Raw genomic sequence first — 16,651 nt, forward strand, 5'->3', positions numbered from 1 at the left:
ACGGCAGAAGTAAGACTTTATCATGTGCCCGATCCCCATCTGACCTAGTCAGTTTTACTTAAGTTATCGCCTGACGCAACCACGCCATACGGGTAGGGTGGAGTGCTTCCCCGCCTTGGGCCTCATCTAAAACGATGGTGATGCGCTCGGTCGTCGATTACACTGCCACCGGGTTTTCGGAACTTCCTGCGACGTAAGGCGAGTCTGAAGAAATGGCAGAATTGGGGAACGGGCACCAGGGCAAGGCGGCTCACGAAGTCGTCGAGGATTTGCGCCACGAATTCATCGAAGAACTGATCGAGACGGTGCAGTCCCTCGACGTGGCATTCGATGCCGCCCGCAACGGCCACCGCGATCTCAAGGACGTGGTGACCGAATGCCGCCGCGCCGCCGTGCTGTTTCGCGGTCAGGCGGCGAATTTCGGGATGCATCGCTTGGCGGCCGTGGCCCATCGGTTGGACGAGTATGTCGCCCATACGCCCAAGGTGGCGCCGCCCCGCATTTGGGACGATCTGCAAGGCTTCTTCGACCTGATCAATCGATTGGCGGATGGAAAGGCGGAAGCCGAATCCGACCCGGCCAGCCTTGTCCGCTTGCTTCCGGCCAAGCTGGGTTTCGATCTGGGCGATATCGAGATCAAGACCGTCGAGGTGATGCTGGTGATGCCGCCCGGCGCCCAGACCCGCTTTGTCGAACGCGAATTGCAGCAATGCGGCTATCGGGTCTCCATGGTGGCCGATTCGCTGCATGGCTTTTCCATGGTGGTCCAGACCAAGCCGGATCTGGTGATCATCTCGGCGATGATGTCCGATCTGGAAGGCATCGACCTCGCCATGGCCCTGTCCGCCATGCCGTCCACCCGCAATATTCCGCTGGCGGTGATCACCAGCCTGGACAAGGACGACGACACCCTCAAGCTGTTGCCCAAGCGGGTGCCGGTGCTGTTCAAGGGGGCAAGCTTCGCCGACGACCTGTTCAAGGCGCTCGATAATCTGTTCCTGATTTAACAGGCTGCGGAAAAACCCCGTCATTCCCGCGAAAGGGGGAATCCATGCATCAGCCACTCAAACTCTTGTGGTTAGAGCCCAGCCTTGCATCAACATGGACCCCCGCCTGCGCGGGGGTGACGATAAATGGGGGCGGGAACGAGTTTTTCCGCACCCTGTTAAAGCCGGTCGTCCTGGACCTCGTCGCCACTCAGGCCCAGCGCCCACATCAGCCCGAGAACCCCGCCCTTGATCCGAGGCAGCAGGCGCCAGATCAGCGCCGCCATGCCGGTCACGGCCACCGCCAGCATCGCCTCCATGGGCGGATGCCAAAGCTGTTCGGCCAGTAGCACCAGCGGCACCACCACATGGCCTGCGATCAGCAAGGTGAAATAGGCGGGGCCATCATCGGCCCGGATATGGCCCAGCGGCTCGCCGCAGTGATCGCATGCCTCCCGGATGCCCAAATAGCCGTCCAGCGCGGCGCCGATGCCGCATTTGGGGCAGCGCCGCCGCAGGCCGCGCCAGATCGAGCGGGCGATGGACCGCTTGGCCGGGACGGGAGCCGGGCGGCAGATGGGAACCCGAAGGCGATGCGGCATCGCTATTCCTGCGAATGGGTCTCACTCTTATATAGAGTGATGCCGCGCGTCGCCGATAGCTAGCTTTTCCTGGGACGCTTCGGCTTTCGCGTCCGCAAGGCGGCGTCGAAGGCGGCACGACCCCAGCGGCACATCTCGTCCGGCTCTTCCATCACGTCGGCGGGAACCTCCCAATAGGGCATGGTCATGGGCTTGTGCTCCCATGGCTTGAAGGGGGCCGAGCCCGCGTCCTCATACATGGGACGATTGCGCTCGTCGGCCTTGAAATACAGGGTCTCGAAGGCGATCAGGCCGAACATCAAACCGTCGAGATAAATGCCGAAGCCGCCGAACATGGACCGGGCTGTCACCGGCCCGAGCGGCGAGAGCATGTCGCAGACGTGGTCGGCCAACTCCCGCGACATGCTCTGTCCGTTTCCTTAATGCGCGAATTCCGCAAAAAAGTCGTTGCATTTATAAGTCGTTAGACGAGGAATGGCGGAATCCCGCAAAAACCGTAGGAATCCGCCATTTCTTTTGCCGCAACCGCCGCAGCCCAGTGGGCTCTGGCGCAGGGGATTTGGCACAGTCTTTGGCACAGTCGCCCCAGAGTAAGCAATGGGCATCGCCATTGTCTTCTAATCCGTAGGGTCGCGCAATGCTATCATAAGAGGCAATGCTGCTTTGGCTCCCATCCTCAGGAGTGACCGATGGACAACGATACCGAAGTGCCCACATCTCAAATTGAAAGCGCGGCCAAAGAGCTTTTTGAGGCACCCGCTGATCCATTAATTTTGGCCGTGCGAGGGCAGCTATTGATCGAGCATGTCTTAGACGAGCTTCTTTGCGAGGTGCTACGGGAATCGTCCAGGCAAAGTGTTATAGAGGCATCATTTTCACTAAAGTTAGATGTTGTAATATCGATGGGGTTGATGGGGCCTCAATGGAGAGACCTCTTTCGGTCCATAAACGCCATAAGAAATAAGTTCTCACATGATCCTTTTTACAGATTTGGGCGCAATCAGGCAAAAAAACTCACAAAAACACTTACGAAAGAGTTAAATGAGTACTATTTTAAAGGCAGAGTGTCGCATGCAAATCCAGAAGTTGCACTTCAAGATATAATATGCTTGTGTTATACAATTGCTGGAGTGACCATTAGCAAGTTGAGGGATAATGCTGCCAGGCAGCATGTTGTTTCTGATCGCCTCAACAAATACTTCCAAGGGAAGAGTAGTGCGATAGCCGATCATCCCGACTTGGAGGAGGCTGTGGCAAGGAGCCGTAACGTAAGGGCTAAAAAGGGGACGTGGTAATGGAGGTTTCAGGAATAAACCTCCGCCTTCTTCGACAGATTGCCCTCAGGCAGGCGTCCAACCAAGAATATCAATGCTTTCGTTGGCACAGTACGCTTCCGGTTTCTTCGTGTTTGGCACACTGTTGGCACAAATGACGAGGGCGGCATACGCCGCCCTCAAAAATATCGGCCAACTTCAATAAGTTGACGTCAGTGCGCAAATTCCGCGAAGAAGTCGTTGCCCTTGTCGTCGACGACGATGAAGGCGGGGAAGTCGACCACTTCGATGCGCCAGATGGCTTCCATGCCCAGTTCGGGGTATTCGATGACCTCGACCTTCTTGATGCAGTCCTGGGCGAGGCGGGCGGCGGCGCCGCCCACTGAGCCGAGATAGAAGCCGCCGTGCTTCTTGCAGGCGTCGGTCACGGCCTTGGAGCGGTTGCCCTTGGCGATCATCAGCATAGAGCCTCCGGCGGCCTGGAACTGCTCCACATAGGAATCCATGCGGCCCGCCGTGGTGGGGCCGAACGAGCCCGAGGCGTAGTTGGACGGCGTCTTGGCCGGACCGGCGTAATAGACGCCCATCTGCTTGAAGTAGTCGGGCAGGCCCTCGCCCTTGTCGAGCCGTTCCTTCAACTTGGCGTGGGCGATGTCGCGCGCCACGATCATGGGGCCGGTCAGGCTGACACGGGTCTTGACCGGGTATTGCGATAGGGTCTTCCTGATCTCGTCCATGGGGCGCGACAGGTCGATCTTGACCACCTCGCCCGCCAGCTTGGAGGGATCGATATCGGGCAGGTACTTGGCCGGATCCTTCTCCATGGCTTCCACATAGACGCCGTCCTTGGTGATCTTGCCCAGGATCTGGCGGTCGGCCGAGCACGACACGCCGATGGCCACCGGGCAGGAGGCGCCGTGGCGGGGCAGGCGGATGACGCGGACATCGTGGCAGAAATACTTGCCGCCGAACTGGGCGCCGATGCCCATGTCCTGGGTCATCTTGAGGACGATCTGCTCCAACTCGCGGTCGCGGAAGGCCTGGCCGAACTTGTTGCCCTCGGAGGGCAAGCTGTCGAGATACTTGGCCGAGGCCAGCTTGACCGTCTTCAGGGCCATCTCGGCCGACAATCCGCCGATGACGATGGCGAGGTGATAGGGCGGACAGGCCGAGGTGCCCAGCGTGCGGATCTGGGCGTCGAGGAACTTCAGCAAGCTGTCGGGGTTCAGCAGCGCCTTGGTCTGCTGATACAGGAAGGTCTTGTTGGCCGAGCCGCCGCCCTTGGCCATGAACATGAACTTGTAGGCGTCGCCCTCGGTGGCGTAGAGGTCGATCTGGGCGGGCAGGTTGGTGCCGGTGTTGACCTCGTCGTACATGGTGACCGGGGCGGTCTGGGAATAGCGCAGGTTCAGGTCGGTATAGGCCCGCTGCACGCCTTCCGAGATGGCGGCCTCGTCATTGCCGCCGGTCCAGACCTGCTGGCCCTTCTTGCCCATGACGATGGCGGTGCCGGTGTCCTGGCACATGGGCAGCACGCCGCCGGACGCGATGCAAGCGTTCTTCAGCAGGTCATAGGCGACGAAGCGGTCGTTGGGCGACGCCCCCGCGTCGTCGAGGATGTTGCGCAACTGGGCCAGATGGGCCGGTCGCAGCAGGTGCGAGGTGTCCTTGATGGCTTCCATGGTCAGCGTGGTGATGGCCTCGGGGGCCACCGTCACGACGGTCTTGCCGTTCAGGCTGGCGGTGCCGATGCCGTCGCTGGTGATCTTGCGATAGGGGGTGTCGTCATGGGACAGCGGGAAGATCTCGTGGAAGGCGAAACCGGTCATGGCAGGCGACCTCTGCGCAGGAGAAACGGGTAGCGCCGCCCCACCCGTTCAGACGGTGGTCGGCGGCATCTGGTCAAACACCTTTTTGGGCGCAAGGTCAAGGGGTGGCGGCGAGACCGCTATTTCTTCCGGAAGCGATCCAGCGTCACCACCTTGCCGTCGTTGCCATCCTTTGGGGCGTCCTTGGGCGGGGTGTCGGGGTTTTCGGCGGCGGGGGCCTCGAATTCGGGCTCCTCGTCCTCGTCTTCGTCGTCGTCATAGGGAATGGCCTGGAATTGCAGGCCGAACTTGGCCGAGGGATCGGCGAAGCCGCTGACGGCGGCGAAGGGGATGATCAGACGTTCCGGCTTGCCCGAGAAGGACAAGGTGACGCAGAATTTTTCCTCTTCCACCGACAGATCCCAGAACTGGTGCTGCAACACGATGGTCATCTCGTCGGGATGACGTGCCGTCAGGTGGCCGGGAATGGCCACGCCCGGGAAGTGGGTGCGGAAGGTGACGTAGAAGTGATGGTCGCCGGGAAGTCCTTGCGTGGCGGCAAACTCCAGCGCATCGCGGACCACGCCGCGCAACGCGTCTTCCACCATCTTGTCGTAGCGTAATTCTTCAACCGGCATCAGCCAAAGCTTTCCTAGACCAAATCAGTGGGGGGCTTCTGTTGCCCGGTGCCCCCCGGACCGCGCTTACAGCCTGTTAGGCGGCAGCGGCAAGTTCAACGTTGTCGTTGGCACTTGTTAGGGTTGACCCGATAACGGTGGTATCATGCCGAACGCAAACCATGCCTTTACTGCGCACGTCGATCCTATTTCGCCCCCGAGGTTTCCGGCCGTCGGGCCTGAGCGTCTTGGTGGAGGCGCCGGGTACCGCCCCCGGGTCCGTAACGTCTATTCCACATGGCGTTTAGCGTCATAGTCGGTTGCCCGACACATCCAATATAAGGGGCCAAGACGAGAAGCGCCAGCGGAGTCGTTCATATGCCTCAAACGCCGGCGCGGGCATCCGCCCGCTTGGCTTTCGCGCCATTGGGCGCGGGCCCTCAATGGGCCAGTCGCTTCGCTCCGGGGGGGCACCATCGTCATGACTCCGGGTGTCGCTTGCGCTAGAGTGCGGTCGTCAGGAACGGAGCAAGCCCGGTGATTCAGTATCTCGAACTGTTGCAACGCATCCGCCGCGAAGGCGTCGTCAAGACCGACCGCACCGGCACCGGCACCACCTCGGTGTTCGGCCATCAGATGCGCTTCGACCTGTCGCGGGGCTTTCCCCTGGTGACCACCAAGAAGCTTCACACCCGTTCCATCTTCGTCGAGCTGCTGTGGTTCCTGCGCGGCGACACCAATATCGCCTGGCTCAAGGACAACAAGGTGTCCATCTGGGACGAATGGGCCGACGCCAATGGCGATCTGGGGCCGGTCTACGGCAAGCAGTGGCGGTCCTGGGCCTGCCCCGACGGCCGCGTCATCGACCAGATTTCCCAGGTGGTGGAGATGATCCGGAAATCGCCGGATTCACGCCGCCTGATCGTGTCGGCCTGGAACCCGGCGGATGTGGACCGCATGGCGTTGCCGCCCTGCCATTGCCTGTTCCAATTCTACGTGGCCGACGGGCGGTTATCGTGCCAGCTTTACCAGCGTTCGGCCGACGTGTTCCTCGGAGTGCCATTCAACATCGCCTCCTATGCCCTGCTGACCCATATGATGGCGCAGGTGACGGGCTTGCAGCCGGGCGAGTTCGTCCACACCTTCGGAGATGCCCATCTCTATTCCAACCACATGGAGCAGGCCGAATTGCAGCTGTCGCGCCAGCCCATGGCCCTGCCCCGATTGACGCTCAATCCGGACGTGACGGACCTGTTCGCCTTCACCATGGACGACATCAAGGTCGAGGGTTACCAGTCCCATCCCCATATCGCCGCGCCGGTGGCGGTATGACCAAACCGGTCGCCCTGATCGTCGCGGTGGCCGCCAATGGGGTCATCGGCCGGGACAACGCGCTGCCCTGGCATATCCCGGAAGACCTGAAATGGTTCAAGCGCAACACGCTGGGCAAGCCGGTGATCATGGGGCGCAAGACCTGGGAGTCCATCGGTCGGCCGCTGCCGGGGCGCCCCAATATCGTGGTGACGCGGCAGAAGGACTGGAGCGCCGACGGCGCCCATGCCGTCCATTCCCTGGATGAGGCCCTGGCATTGGCCGAACGCCTTGCCCCCGACGCCGCCGAGTTGATGGTGATCGGTGGCTCGGCTCTGTTCGCCGAGGCGCTTGACCGCTGCTCCCGCTTCTATCTGACCGAGGTCAGGCGGGCCTATGACGGCGATGTCTATTTTCCCCCGGTGGATTCAGCTCTCTGGCACGAAGTCAGCCGAGAAGCCCATGACGGCGATCCCGCCTTTGACTTCGTGATTCTTGAACGGGTGACATGATGCGCCGCCTTGGCCGATATCTGATGATCGTTCTGGCCGGGATCGGCCTGTTGTCGCTGGCGACGCTGGGGCTCGGCATGTGGCTGGCCATGCATCTTTCGCCCCGCACCGAGCATGATCTGCCCAAGCACGCCGTGCTGACCATGGATTTGGAAGCCAAGTTCCACGCCGTCGCCGATGGCGATCCGCTGGCGGTCCTGGCGGGCGAGAAGTCCTACGAGCTGCGTCAGGTGATCGACGCCCTCGACCATGCCGCCGCCGATGAGGGCGTCAAGGGCGTGTTCGCCACCATGGGGCACGCTTCGCTGGGGCTCGGCGATGTCCAGGAGCTGCGCGACGCGGTGACGCGGTTCCGCGCCTCGGGCAAGCCCGCGGTGCTGTTCGCCGAGACGGTGGGCGAGGGCGGCAGCGGCACCTTGGACACCTACCTGTCCTCTGCCTTCTCGGAAATCTGGCTGCAGCCCTCGGGTGACGTCGGGCTGACCGGTCTGATGGCGGAAAGCCCGTTCCTCAAGGGCACCCTCGATCTGCTGGGGATCAAGCCGCAGTTTTTTGGCCGCCACGAATACAAGTCCGCCATCGACATGTTCGGCGAGACCGGCTTCACCCCGGCGCATCGTGAAAATCTGGGACGTCTGCTGGATTCGCTGAACGAGCAACTGACGGCGGGCATCGCCGCCGGGCGCAAGCTGCCGCCCGATGCGGCGGCGGCGCTGATGGGCAAGGGGCCGTTCCTGCCCCATGAGGCCAAGGCCGCCGGGCTGATCGACCGGATCGGGTATCGCGACGAGGCGATCAAGTCCCTGATCGGCGATCCCAAGGACAAGGCCAACGGCGCCGAGGAACTGGACATCGCCGACTACGCCGCCCATCTGGCCGACCCAAAGGGAACCAAGGTCGCCCTGATCCAGGGCATCGGCGGCATCCATCGCGGCGAATCCCATCACGGCTTCGATTCCGAACCCGACTTCGGCGCCCAGACCATCGCCGAGGCGATGCGCGACGCCGTCGATGACGAATCCGTCAAGGCCATCCTGTTCCGGGTGGACAGTCCCGGCGGCTCCTATACCGCGTCCGACACTGTCTGGCACGAGGTCAGCCGCGCCAAGGCGGCGGGCAAGCCGGTGGTGGTCTCCATGGGCAACACGGCGGCGTCGGGCGGCTATTTCGTCGCCATGGCGGCCGACCGCATCGTCGCCCAGCCCGGCACCGTGACCGGCTCCATCGGCGTCTTCACCGGCAAGATGGTGCTGGAGGAGTTCTGGAAGAAGCTGGGCATCAGCTGGGACGAGATGCATCGCGGCGACAACGCCGCCATCTGGAGCGCCAACCACCCGTTCAGCCCGGAGGCCAAGGCCCGCATCGACGCGCTGCTCGATCACATCTATGCCGATTTCACCGGCAAGGCGGGCGAGGGTCGCAAGCTGTCGCCGGAAAAGATGGATCAGGTGGCGCGCGGCCGCATCTGGACCGGGGCGGATGCCAAGACCTTGGGGCTGGTGGACCAGCTCGGTGGTTGGTTCGAGGCCAAGGCTGTCCTGCGCGAGGTGGCGGGGCTGAAGCCCGACGACGATCTGCAACTGGTCGCCTATCCCCGTCCTCGCAAGGTGTGGGAGATGCTGGCCGACGCCATGGCCGGCGGCAGCGTCGCCGAGCGGCGTCAACTGGCGGCGCTGGCCCGCGCCGCCTCGGTGCTGGAACCGTTGCTGTCGCGCCTTTCCGCCGCATCCGATCCCGCCGTCCTGAAGATGGCGCCGCTCGGAGGCGTCAAGTGACGGCGGCGGTCAAAAGCGTCGTCGTCACCGGCGCCAGCCGGGGCATCGGCCATGCCATCGCCCGGCGGTTCCTGGCGGAAGGCTGGCGGGTGATCACCTGCGCGCGGGCCGACGTGCCCAAGGAATGCATGATCGACCGCAACTGGGCCAAGCATATCGTCGCCGACCTGTCCGATCCTGGCAGCGCCGAGGCTTTTGTCGCCAGGGCCAATGACGTCCTGGGCGACGCTCCGCTGCACGCCCTGATCAACAATGCGGGCGTCAGTCCCAAGACCCCGTACAAGGAACGTCTCGGTGTCCTGAACGGCTCCATCGACGGCTGGAAGGAAGTGTTCGAGCTGAACTTCTACGCGCCTTTGCGGCTGGCCCGCGGCTTCGCCTCGGCGCTTCATCGCGGCAAGGGCGCCATCGTCAATATCACCTCCATCGCAGGCCACTATGTGCATCCCTTCGCGGGGTCGGCCTATTCCACCTCCAAGGCGGCGCTGTCGGGCCTGACCCGCGAGATGGCGGCAGAGATGGCGCAATTGGGCATCCGGGTCAACGCGGTGGCGCCCGGCGAAATCCGCACCGAGATGATCTCGGCGGAATACGAGGCGCTGGTGCCGCGCATTCCGCTGGAACGCATGGGAACCACCGACGACGTGGCGGGAACCGTGTTCCGTTTGTGCGGCCCGGACTTCGACTATGTCACCGGAACCGAGGTCTTCGTTACCGGCGGGCAGCACCTTTATTAGGTCACCGCCGCCTGGGGGGCTTTTTTGACATTGGCGAACATCTTGGTGATAAAGGCGACCAGGGCGGCCAGATCGGTGTTCTGGTCGATTCCGGCCGCCTTGGCGCGTTCGATGAACTTGCCGACATAATCCAGATTGCCGGGCACGCCGAACGAGCGGCGGAACATATCCTCGCCCAGGGCGCTGAACAGGGTGATGGTGGTCACCGCCAACTGATCGGTGCGCAGTCCCAAATCACCCACCAGCAATTTGGCGGGCAGGCCGCCCATTTCCGACAGCAGGCCGGTGATGCGCACGGTCTGCTCGGCATTGGGCAACACGCCGCGCACCGTCGGGTCCAGCAGGATCATGGTGAAGGCGGCGCCGCGCAGCCGCTTCTGATCGGGGGTCAGCACGTCTTGCAACTTGGCGCGCCGGTCCGAGGTCTGGGCGGCCGGTCTGGCGCCTTCGGGGGCCGCGGCCATGCGGGATGGATCGTTTGCGGCGGTTCCCGACGGGGAAAGGCCGATGGGCTTGCCCTTCTCCGCCGCCTTGGCCGCCTCGGCGCGGGCCTTGGGCGACAGCAAGAAGGTGGGAATGGCTTCCGGCAGGGTCGATGGGACCGGCAATTCCTTGGGATTGTCGCGCAGGCGGCGGATATCTTCCGGAACCTTGTAATCGAGGATGCGGCTGCCCAGTCGGCGCACCATCTGGGGCGACAGGGTGGAGTATTCCGGCACCAGCGGAACCTGCCAGTCGTGCAGCAGGTGTTCCTTGAACGCCTCGTAGAGTACCTCGCCCCGGCCACGGCTTTTGGTCGGCATCGCTTGATTGGCGGCGAACAGCCTGACGAGGCGATCCATCAATCCCTTGGATTCCGGCTTGGCCTTCTTGCGTCCGGCGTGCAGAGTTCTGGACTCGCCGTCCAAGCGCTTGCGGAAGTGGCGCTTGGCGTGGGTGCGGACCACCATGGCCACCACGTCTTCCAAGCTGCGGCCACAGGCCAGCAAGGCGTTGGCCTCCTCCACCGGCACATTGTGCTGGTCCACCAGCAGGCTTGCGAATTTATCGGTGTTGGCGTGGAAAGCCTTGAAGCATCGTTCCAGCAGGTCCGGATTGTCGAGCACATGTTCCAGCACCCCCCGCCGGGGCAGCTTCTTCAGTTCTGGAACCAACTGGGCCATGGCCTCCGCGACCGGGCCCTCCAGGGTCAGGTTGATACGGCGGACGATCTCTGCGTTGGAATCAGAAGGGACTCGCGCCATCAAGGGGTCCGTTGTTTTCGGCTTGCCTAAAGAAGGTAGGCACTTTGGGCGGAAAACCCAACCCTACTGAAGTCAGTCCCGTCGCGAACGATGACCGAACCGGGCGAAAACGCCCCGCATGAAGATCGCGCAGTCCAAGACATCCGATCCCGGACCCAGGCCCCGGATACGGGCGCGATCAACGATGCGCGACACCAGTTCCGGGTCGGCGCGCAGTCCGAACAACCGTCCGAATACCGTGCTGCCGATACTGTCGTGGGCGATCATCAGCATGACCGCCAGTTGATCCTTTCGCAGGCCCAACCCTTCCACCAAGGTGGCGGCGGGAATCCCGCCGACGCCGCGCAGCACGTCGCCGATCTTGACGATCTGATCGGCATTGGGCAGGGCGGCGCGAACCTCGGGGTCCAGCAGAACCTGATTGAAGGCCTCGGTGCGCAGGCGCATATGATCGGGACTGAGAATTTCATCCAGCGAGGCGGTCCTGGGATCGACCGGCGAGGATGACACGGTGGGCTGCGTCGCCATGGGCGCCACCGCAAGCATGGGGGGCGGGGCCATGCCGGCGGTGCCGACCGCGACCTCGGGCCGCATGACCGGCGCGTCGGGATCGGCGATCAGGCGGGCAAGGGCTTCCGGCTCGCGGGCGTCAAGCAGCTTGGCGCCGACCCGGCGAACCAGAGCGGGCGCCATTTCCGCATAGGCCGGGACCAGTGGCACCTGCCATTCGTGCAAAAGATAGGCCTTGATGGCGTCGTAGAGTTCGTCCGCCTCGCTGCGCGGCGGCGCCTGAACCGGTTCCGGCTTGGCGGCGGGCAGGATGGCGCGGCGGAAATAACGCTTGGCGGCGGTGCGCACCACCATGGCGATGACCTCGGACAGGGTGCGACCGCATGACAGCGGCACATTGTCCTCGGTCACCGGGCGGCGCCGTTCGTCCACGACAACATAGCGGAAGCGGGCGCGTTCGCGGCGGAAGATCTCGAAGCAGCGGGTCAGCAGGCCCAGGTCGTCGAGCGTGCGGTCATAGGCTTGGTCGCGCGGCAGTGCCTTCAGCTCCGGCAGGAACTGACCGAGGATATCGACGACCGGGCCCTGAAGGGTGCCGTTGATCCGAAAGACCGCCGTGGCGGTATCGGTCATGGTATTGGCACTTGCTCCCACGACCGGCTCCTTTCAGGCTGAGATGAATAGCTGCTCATATACCAATACCCCAAGAACCCTAGGGTCTGGTAGGTCTATTGGCATAATATGCGAAGTTGCACGGAGTTACTGTGATCGCCCTCACACAACGCGGACTATTTTGCTATTCGTAGGGCGGGCAATGCCTTCCCGCGGGCGAAGTGGTGAATATCTCGCAACCAGTGGCGGTGACGCCGATCGAGTGCTCGAACTGCGCCGACAGGGACTTATCCTTGGTCACGGCGGTCCAGCCATCGGCCAATATCTTTGTTTCGGCACGTCCGGCATTGATCATGGGCTCGATGGTGAAGAACATGCCTTCCTCCAAGACCACGCCATGGCCCGGGCGGCCGAAATGCATGACGTTGGGGGGCTCGTGAAACACGCGGCCCAATCCATGGCCGCAGAAGTCGCGGACCACCGAGAAGCGGTGCTTTTCCACGAAGGTTTGGATGACATGGCCGATATCGCCCAAGGTGGCGCCCGGCTTGACCACCTCGATGGAGCGCATCAGGGCCTCGTAGGTGATCTCGACCAGCTTGCGGGCCTTCACGCCGACCTTGCCCACATAGTACATGCGCGAGGAATCGCCGTGCCAGCCGTCCAGGATGGGGGTGACGTCGATATTGAGGATGTCGCCGTCCTCCAGGCGCTTGTCGCCGGGAATGCCGTGGCAGACCACATGGTTGACCGAAGTGCAGATGGATTTCGGATAGCCGCGATAGTTCATGGGCGCGTTGACGGCGCCGCGCGCGCTGATGAACTCGGCGCATAGCCTGTCGATTTCGGCGGTGGTCACGCCCGGCACCACATGGGGGGCGATGAAATCCAATGCCTCGGCGGCTAATCTGCCCGCGCGGCGCATGCCGTCGAAATCGGCGGGGCCATGCAGGCGAATACCCGAGTTGTCCTGATCGTCCCGTTCCATGCGATCCTTCACGTTCCTGTCACCGCGTCCGATCAGACGCTTAAGGGCAAGGTGCCGCCAATCTCGATGCCACCCTGCGACAAATGGCAGATATAGCAGATCGCCTCGACGCCGTCCCGCATGGACTGGGCCAGGGCGTTCGCATAGGTGGGGTCGATGTCGGCGGCCGGGCGAAAGCCGACGCAATCGGCCCGCTGGACCAGATAAACCATCACGGCGCGCTCACCGGCGGCGACGCGGTCACGCAGTTCCGCCAAATGCTTGGTGCCCCGGACGGTGACGGCATCGGGGAATTCCGCCCAGTCGCCCCGCTTGAGGTGCACGTTCTTCACTTCCACCCAACATTTGGGGCGCGACGGCGATTCCAGCAACAGGTCGATGCGCGAATTGACGCCGTATTTCACTTCGCGGCGGATGGAATCGTAGCCCGTCAGTTCCGGGATCAAGCCGTCGCGGACGGCCTCGGCGACGATCAGGTTGGGATGCGCCGTATTGACGCCGACCAGGTGACCATCGACCACCACCATCTCCCAATTCCATTTCAGCTTGCGCTCGGGATTGGAGGCGGGCGATAGCCAGACCTCCATGCCGGGGCTGGCGGTGCCCAGCATGGCGCCGGAATTGGCCACATGGACGGTGACGTCCTCGCCGGTATCGAGACGGACATCGGCCAGGAAGCGCTTGTAGCGCTTGATCAGGGTGGCGTGGACCAGCGGCGCGGCGAAGCGCATCAGGACTTGTCGGCGAGGCAATGATCGCCGAAGGCCAATCCGCCGCCCCAGCCGCCTCCGATGGCGCCGCCGCCCAGGATGTCGGACAGATGATGCGAGGCGGTGCCGGGATTGGCGGGTTTGGGCAGATCGGGGTGCGGCGACCAGCCCGTCATGGTCATGACCTGGAAGGTGGCGGGCAGGCGACCGTCCGGCCCGGAGAATTGGCTTTGATAGGCGGCGATGGCGTGCAGCAGGGTGGCCCGCCGGGTGAGGGATTTGCGCTGCTCGGCCACCGCGTTGCCCTCTCCCATGCCGCGCAGGTCGGCCAGCAGCCGCATGGGATCGGCATAGGTCACCGGAATGGAATCGCAATCGACCACCGGCAAGGCGAAACCCGCCCGCTGCAGCAAGCCGCCCAGATCCTTGACGTCGGCGAAGGGGGCGACGCGGGGGGTGACGCCACCTTCCTCGGCCAGTTCGGCCTCCATCAGCGCCTGGCGCAGCTCCGCCAGGGTACCGGCGCCGAACATGGCGGCCAGGAACAGTCCGTCGGGCTTCAGGATGCGTCGGACCTGGATCAGGGTGCCGGGCAGATCGTTGACCCAATGCAGCGACAGATTGGAGAGCACCAGATCGAAGCTGGCGGGCGCGAAGGGCAGCCATTCGTCGTCGGCGGCGACGGTCGGATGACCGTTGGCGGCGGCACGGGCCGCCATGCGCGGCGACAGGTCGCATTGCACCAGGGTCTCGATTCCGCCGCGACCTCTCAGGGTATCGGCCATTTCCCCGGTATGGCAGCCCAGGTCGAGGGCGACCGGAAAGCGCCGCGTCACGTCGTCAAGGCGATCAGCCAGCCGTTCGGCCACCTCCCGGACGAGAAAGTCGTGGGCGGCGAAACTGTCGGCGGCGCGGTCTCGGTGCTTGCGCACCAGCGAACGATCGAAGATTTTCATGGACGGGATATATGACATATACGAAGGGTTAGGGGGAAGCGGAGAAGATGCCGGTCAGACTCGCGCGATTCATGATTGACGCTCTGTTGCCGCCGCTCTGCCTGTCCTGTCATGCCCAGGTCGGCGAGCCGGGAACCCTGTGCCCCGCCTGCTGGTCCAAGCTCGTCTTCGTGGCGCCGCCGTTTTGCGCCTGCTGCGGCCTTCCCTTCGAGTTCGACATGGGCGCCGACGCCCTGTGCGGCGCCTGTCTCGGCGATCCGCCCCGGTTCGGCCGGGCGCGGGCGGTGTTTCGCTATGACGACGCGTCACGGGTGCTGATCCTGCGGCTGAAGCACGGCGACCGGCTGGAAGGCGTTCCCGCCTTCGCCCGTTGGATGGCGCGCGCCGGCGGTGACATCCTGGCCGAGGCCGATCTGCTGGTGCCGGTGCCGCTGCATCGCTGGCGGCTGTTGTCACGGCGCTATAATCAAGCGGCGCTGCTGGTCAATGCCCTGGCGCGGCAAAGCGGCGTGACGGCCATTCCCGATCTGCTGGAGCGGCGGCGGCGGACTCCGCCCCAGGGCCACCTAAACCGAGCCGGGCGCGTCAAGAACGTGGCAGGCGCCTTCTCGCTCGCCGAGCGGCATAAGCCGACCCTCCAAGGCAAGCGGGTGGTGCTGATCGACGACGTTCTGACCAGCGGCGCCACCGTCGGCGAATGCGCCAAGGTTCTGCTGCGGGAGGGAGCGGCGGCGGTGGACGTACTGACCCTGGGACGGGTGATCCGGGTGGAGTGAGCCGCTCGCCTGCGCTATATAGGTGGCAATGACATGGATGGAGCCCGAGATGGCCGAGATCGAGATCTACACCACCGAAATCTGCCCCTATTGCGTCCGCGCCAAGAAGCTGTTCGACAAGAAGGGCGCGGCCTATACCGAGATCGACGTCACCACCGACGACGGTTTGCGGCAATATATGACCAACCGGGCAGGCGGCAAGCGCTCGGTGCCGCAGATCTTCATCGGCGGAATCCATGTGGGCGGCTGCGACGATCTGTACGATCTCGACCGGGCCGGCAAGCTTGATCCCATGCTGGCGGGCGGAGCGTGAGGGCCTTCAAGGCGGCCTGCCTTCAGGTCAACGCCTCCAACGATCTGACGGCCAATTGCGAAGCGGCCGCCAAGCATGCGGTTGACGCCCGCGCCGCCGGGGCCGATTTGATCCTGATGCCGGAAAACGTCGCCATGATGGAGTGGGGACGCTCCAACATCGTGCTCAAGGCCATGCCGGAAGACGACCATCTGGCGCTGAAATTCTTCCGCGACTTGGCCCGCGAGATCGGCGTCTGGCTGCATATCGGCAGCCTGCATGTGCTGGTCGATAACGGCATGGTCGCCAATCGCAGCTTCGTGATCCAGCCCACCGGCGACATCGTGGCGCGCTACGACAAGATCCATATGTTCGACGTGGATCTTGGCCTGGGCGAGGTCTATCGGGAATCCGCCACCTTCACGCCCGGCGACCAGGCGGTCAGCGTCTCCTTGCCCTGGGGGCGGCTGGGCCTGTCGGTCTGCTATGACCTGCGCTTTCCCCATCTCTATCGGGCGCTGGCCAAGTCGGGCTGCGACTTCCTGGCGGTGCCCGCCGCCTTTACCCGCACCACCGGTAAGGCTCACTGGCACGTCTTGCTGCGGGCGCGGGCCATCGAGACCGGCTGCTATGTCTTCGCCCCCGCCCAATGCGGCGAGCATGTCAATGACCGCCAGACCTACGGCCACGCCCTGATCGTCAGCCCTTGGGGTGAAATCCTGGCCGACGCGCTGGAACAGCCGGGCTGGGTCATGGCCGATATCGATCCGCGCAAGGTGGAAGACGCCCGCAAGAAGATCCCTTGTCTCGACCATGACCGCCCATTCGGCATGCCGAAGCGGGAATATTAGGCTGTATCGACATTCAGGGGATTCGGCTGATTTCTGGCAGGAACATCTGTCTCGTCGGAATTTTATAGCCACAGATGAACACAGATACAC

The 16,651-nt window shown here is 63.5% G+C and carries 18 protein-coding genes and 1 other RNA gene; 9 read left to right on the plus strand and 10 right to left on the minus strand.

Annotation, left to right across the window (positions count from 1 at the left end; translation table 11 throughout):
* The first annotated feature begins 212 nt into the window (after positions 1-212).
* Positions 213-1,007 carry an Hpt domain-containing protein gene (locus tag CU669_RS10345; protein WP_112144340.1) on the plus strand — a complete coding sequence of 265 codons (795 nt, stop codon included), beginning with the start codon at positions 213-215 and terminating at the stop codon, positions 1,005-1,007.
* 158 nt (positions 1,008-1,165) lie between these two features.
* On the opposite strand, the gene CU669_RS10350 is transcribed toward CU669_RS10345, so the two are convergent.
* On the minus strand, positions 1,166-1,588 hold the full coding sequence (locus CU669_RS10350) for a DUF983 domain-containing protein (protein WP_112144342.1): 423 nt from the start codon (positions 1,586-1,588) through the stop codon (positions 1,166-1,168).
* Between the two features lie 59 nt (positions 1,589-1,647).
* The gene (locus CU669_RS10355) at positions 1,648-1,992 is read right to left on the minus strand and encodes a TfoX/Sxy family protein (protein ID WP_112144344.1); all 345 of its coding nucleotides are present in this window, start codon (positions 1,990-1,992) and stop codon (positions 1,648-1,650) included.
* Positions 1,993-2,277: 285 nt separating this feature from the next.
* Here CU669_RS10355 and CU669_RS21105 point away from each other — a divergent pair, with 285 nt between their 5' ends.
* On the plus strand, positions 2,278-2,883 hold the full coding sequence (locus tag CU669_RS21105; RefSeq protein WP_146747716.1) for a hypothetical protein: 606 nt from the start codon (positions 2,278-2,280) through the stop codon (positions 2,881-2,883).
* A 191-nt stretch (positions 2,884-3,074) separates the two neighbouring features.
* Here the strand turns inward: CU669_RS21105 and CU669_RS10360 are convergent, their stop codons facing one another.
* The 3 genes from CU669_RS10360 to ssrA all read right to left on the minus strand — a co-directional run bounded on the left by CU669_RS10360 (position 3,075) and on the right by ssrA (position 5,655).
* Positions 3,075-4,691: a fumarate hydratase gene (locus tag CU669_RS10360; RefSeq protein WP_112144346.1), complete on the minus strand. Its 1,617-nt coding sequence runs from the start codon at positions 4,689-4,691 to the stop codon at positions 3,075-3,077.
* Between the two features lie 119 nt (positions 4,692-4,810).
* Entirely contained in the window at positions 4,811-5,308 is a 498-nt protein-coding gene (locus CU669_RS10365; protein WP_112144348.1) for an SspB family protein, read from the minus strand.
* Between the two features lie 26 nt (positions 5,309-5,334).
* Positions 5,335-5,655: a transfer-messenger RNA gene (ssrA, locus tag CU669_RS10370) on the minus strand.
* A 169-nt stretch (positions 5,656-5,824) separates the two neighbouring features.
* Here ssrA and CU669_RS10375 point away from each other — a divergent pair.
* Genes CU669_RS10375 through CU669_RS10390 form a run of 4 tightly spaced genes read left to right on the plus strand, consistent with a single transcriptional unit; the run spans position 5,825 to position 9,622 of the window.
* Entirely contained in the window at positions 5,825-6,619 is a 795-nt protein-coding gene (locus CU669_RS10375; protein ID WP_112144350.1) for a thymidylate synthase, read from the plus strand.
* A complete protein-coding gene (locus CU669_RS10380; protein WP_112144352.1) occupies positions 6,616-7,110 on the plus strand; it encodes a dihydrofolate reductase in 495 nt (164 codons plus the stop codon). Before CU669_RS10375 ends, CU669_RS10380 begins: the two co-directional genes overlap by 4 nt.
* Positions 7,107-8,885 (plus strand): signal peptide peptidase SppA, encoded by a 1,779-nt coding sequence (gene sppA, locus CU669_RS10385; protein ID WP_239988662.1) that lies wholly within the window; start codon positions 7,107-7,109, stop codon positions 8,883-8,885. Before CU669_RS10380 ends, sppA begins: the two co-directional genes overlap by 4 nt.
* Positions 8,882-9,622 (plus strand): SDR family NAD(P)-dependent oxidoreductase, encoded by a 741-nt coding sequence (locus CU669_RS10390; RefSeq protein WP_112144353.1) that lies wholly within the window; start codon positions 8,882-8,884, stop codon positions 9,620-9,622. Before sppA ends, CU669_RS10390 begins: the two co-directional genes overlap by 4 nt.
* Here the strand turns inward: CU669_RS10390 and CU669_RS10395 are convergent.
* From CU669_RS10395 to CU669_RS10415, 5 genes are all read right to left on the minus strand, one after another.
* On the minus strand, positions 9,619-10,866 hold the full coding sequence (locus CU669_RS10395; protein WP_112144355.1) for a hypothetical protein: 1,248 nt from the start codon (positions 10,864-10,866) through the stop codon (positions 9,619-9,621). The genes CU669_RS10390 and CU669_RS10395 overlap by 4 nt on opposite strands.
* Positions 10,867-10,938: 72 nt before the next feature.
* The gene (locus CU669_RS10400; RefSeq protein ID WP_239988663.1) at positions 10,939-12,030 is read right to left on the minus strand and encodes a hypothetical protein; all 1,092 of its coding nucleotides are present in this window, start codon (positions 12,028-12,030) and stop codon (positions 10,939-10,941) included.
* A gap of 142 nt (positions 12,031-12,172) precedes the next feature.
* Positions 12,173-12,976, minus strand: coding sequence for a type I methionyl aminopeptidase (gene map / locus CU669_RS10405; protein WP_112144481.1), 804 nt, complete (start codon positions 12,974-12,976; stop codon positions 12,173-12,175).
* Positions 12,977-13,008: 32 nt separating this feature from the next.
* On the minus strand, positions 13,009-13,707 hold the full coding sequence (gene sfsA, locus CU669_RS10410; protein WP_112144357.1) for a DNA/RNA nuclease SfsA: 699 nt from the start codon (positions 13,705-13,707) through the stop codon (positions 13,009-13,011).
* Positions 13,707-14,642: a methyltransferase domain-containing protein gene (locus CU669_RS10415; protein ID WP_112144482.1), complete on the minus strand. Its 936-nt coding sequence runs from the start codon at positions 14,640-14,642 to the stop codon at positions 13,707-13,709. The genes sfsA and CU669_RS10415 overlap by 1 nt, the downstream gene beginning before the upstream one ends.
* 71 nt (positions 14,643-14,713) lie before the next feature.
* Between CU669_RS10415 and CU669_RS10420 the strand changes: the two genes are divergently transcribed.
* Genes CU669_RS10420 through CU669_RS10430 form a run of 3 tightly spaced genes read left to right on the plus strand, consistent with a single transcriptional unit; the run spans position 14,714 to position 16,561 of the window.
* Positions 14,714-15,418, plus strand: coding sequence for a ComF family protein (locus CU669_RS10420; protein ID WP_239988664.1), 705 nt, complete (start codon positions 14,714-14,716; stop codon positions 15,416-15,418).
* A gap of 49 nt (positions 15,419-15,467) precedes the next feature.
* Entirely contained in the window at positions 15,468-15,731 is a 264-nt protein-coding gene (gene grxC / locus CU669_RS10425; RefSeq protein WP_112144484.1) for a glutaredoxin 3, read from the plus strand.
* Positions 15,728-16,561 carry a carbon-nitrogen hydrolase family protein gene (locus tag CU669_RS10430; protein ID WP_112144360.1) on the plus strand — a complete coding sequence of 278 codons (834 nt, stop codon included), beginning with the start codon at positions 15,728-15,730 and terminating at the stop codon, positions 16,559-16,561. The genes grxC and CU669_RS10430 overlap by 4 nt, the downstream gene beginning before the upstream one ends.
* Positions 16,562-16,651: the final 90 nt, after the last annotated feature.

Origin of the sequence: Paramagnetospirillum kuznetsovii, from assembly GCF_003284725.1 — a bacterium.
Taxonomy (GTDB): domain Bacteria; phylum Pseudomonadota; class Alphaproteobacteria; order Rhodospirillales; family Magnetospirillaceae; genus Phaeospirillum; species Phaeospirillum kuznetsovii.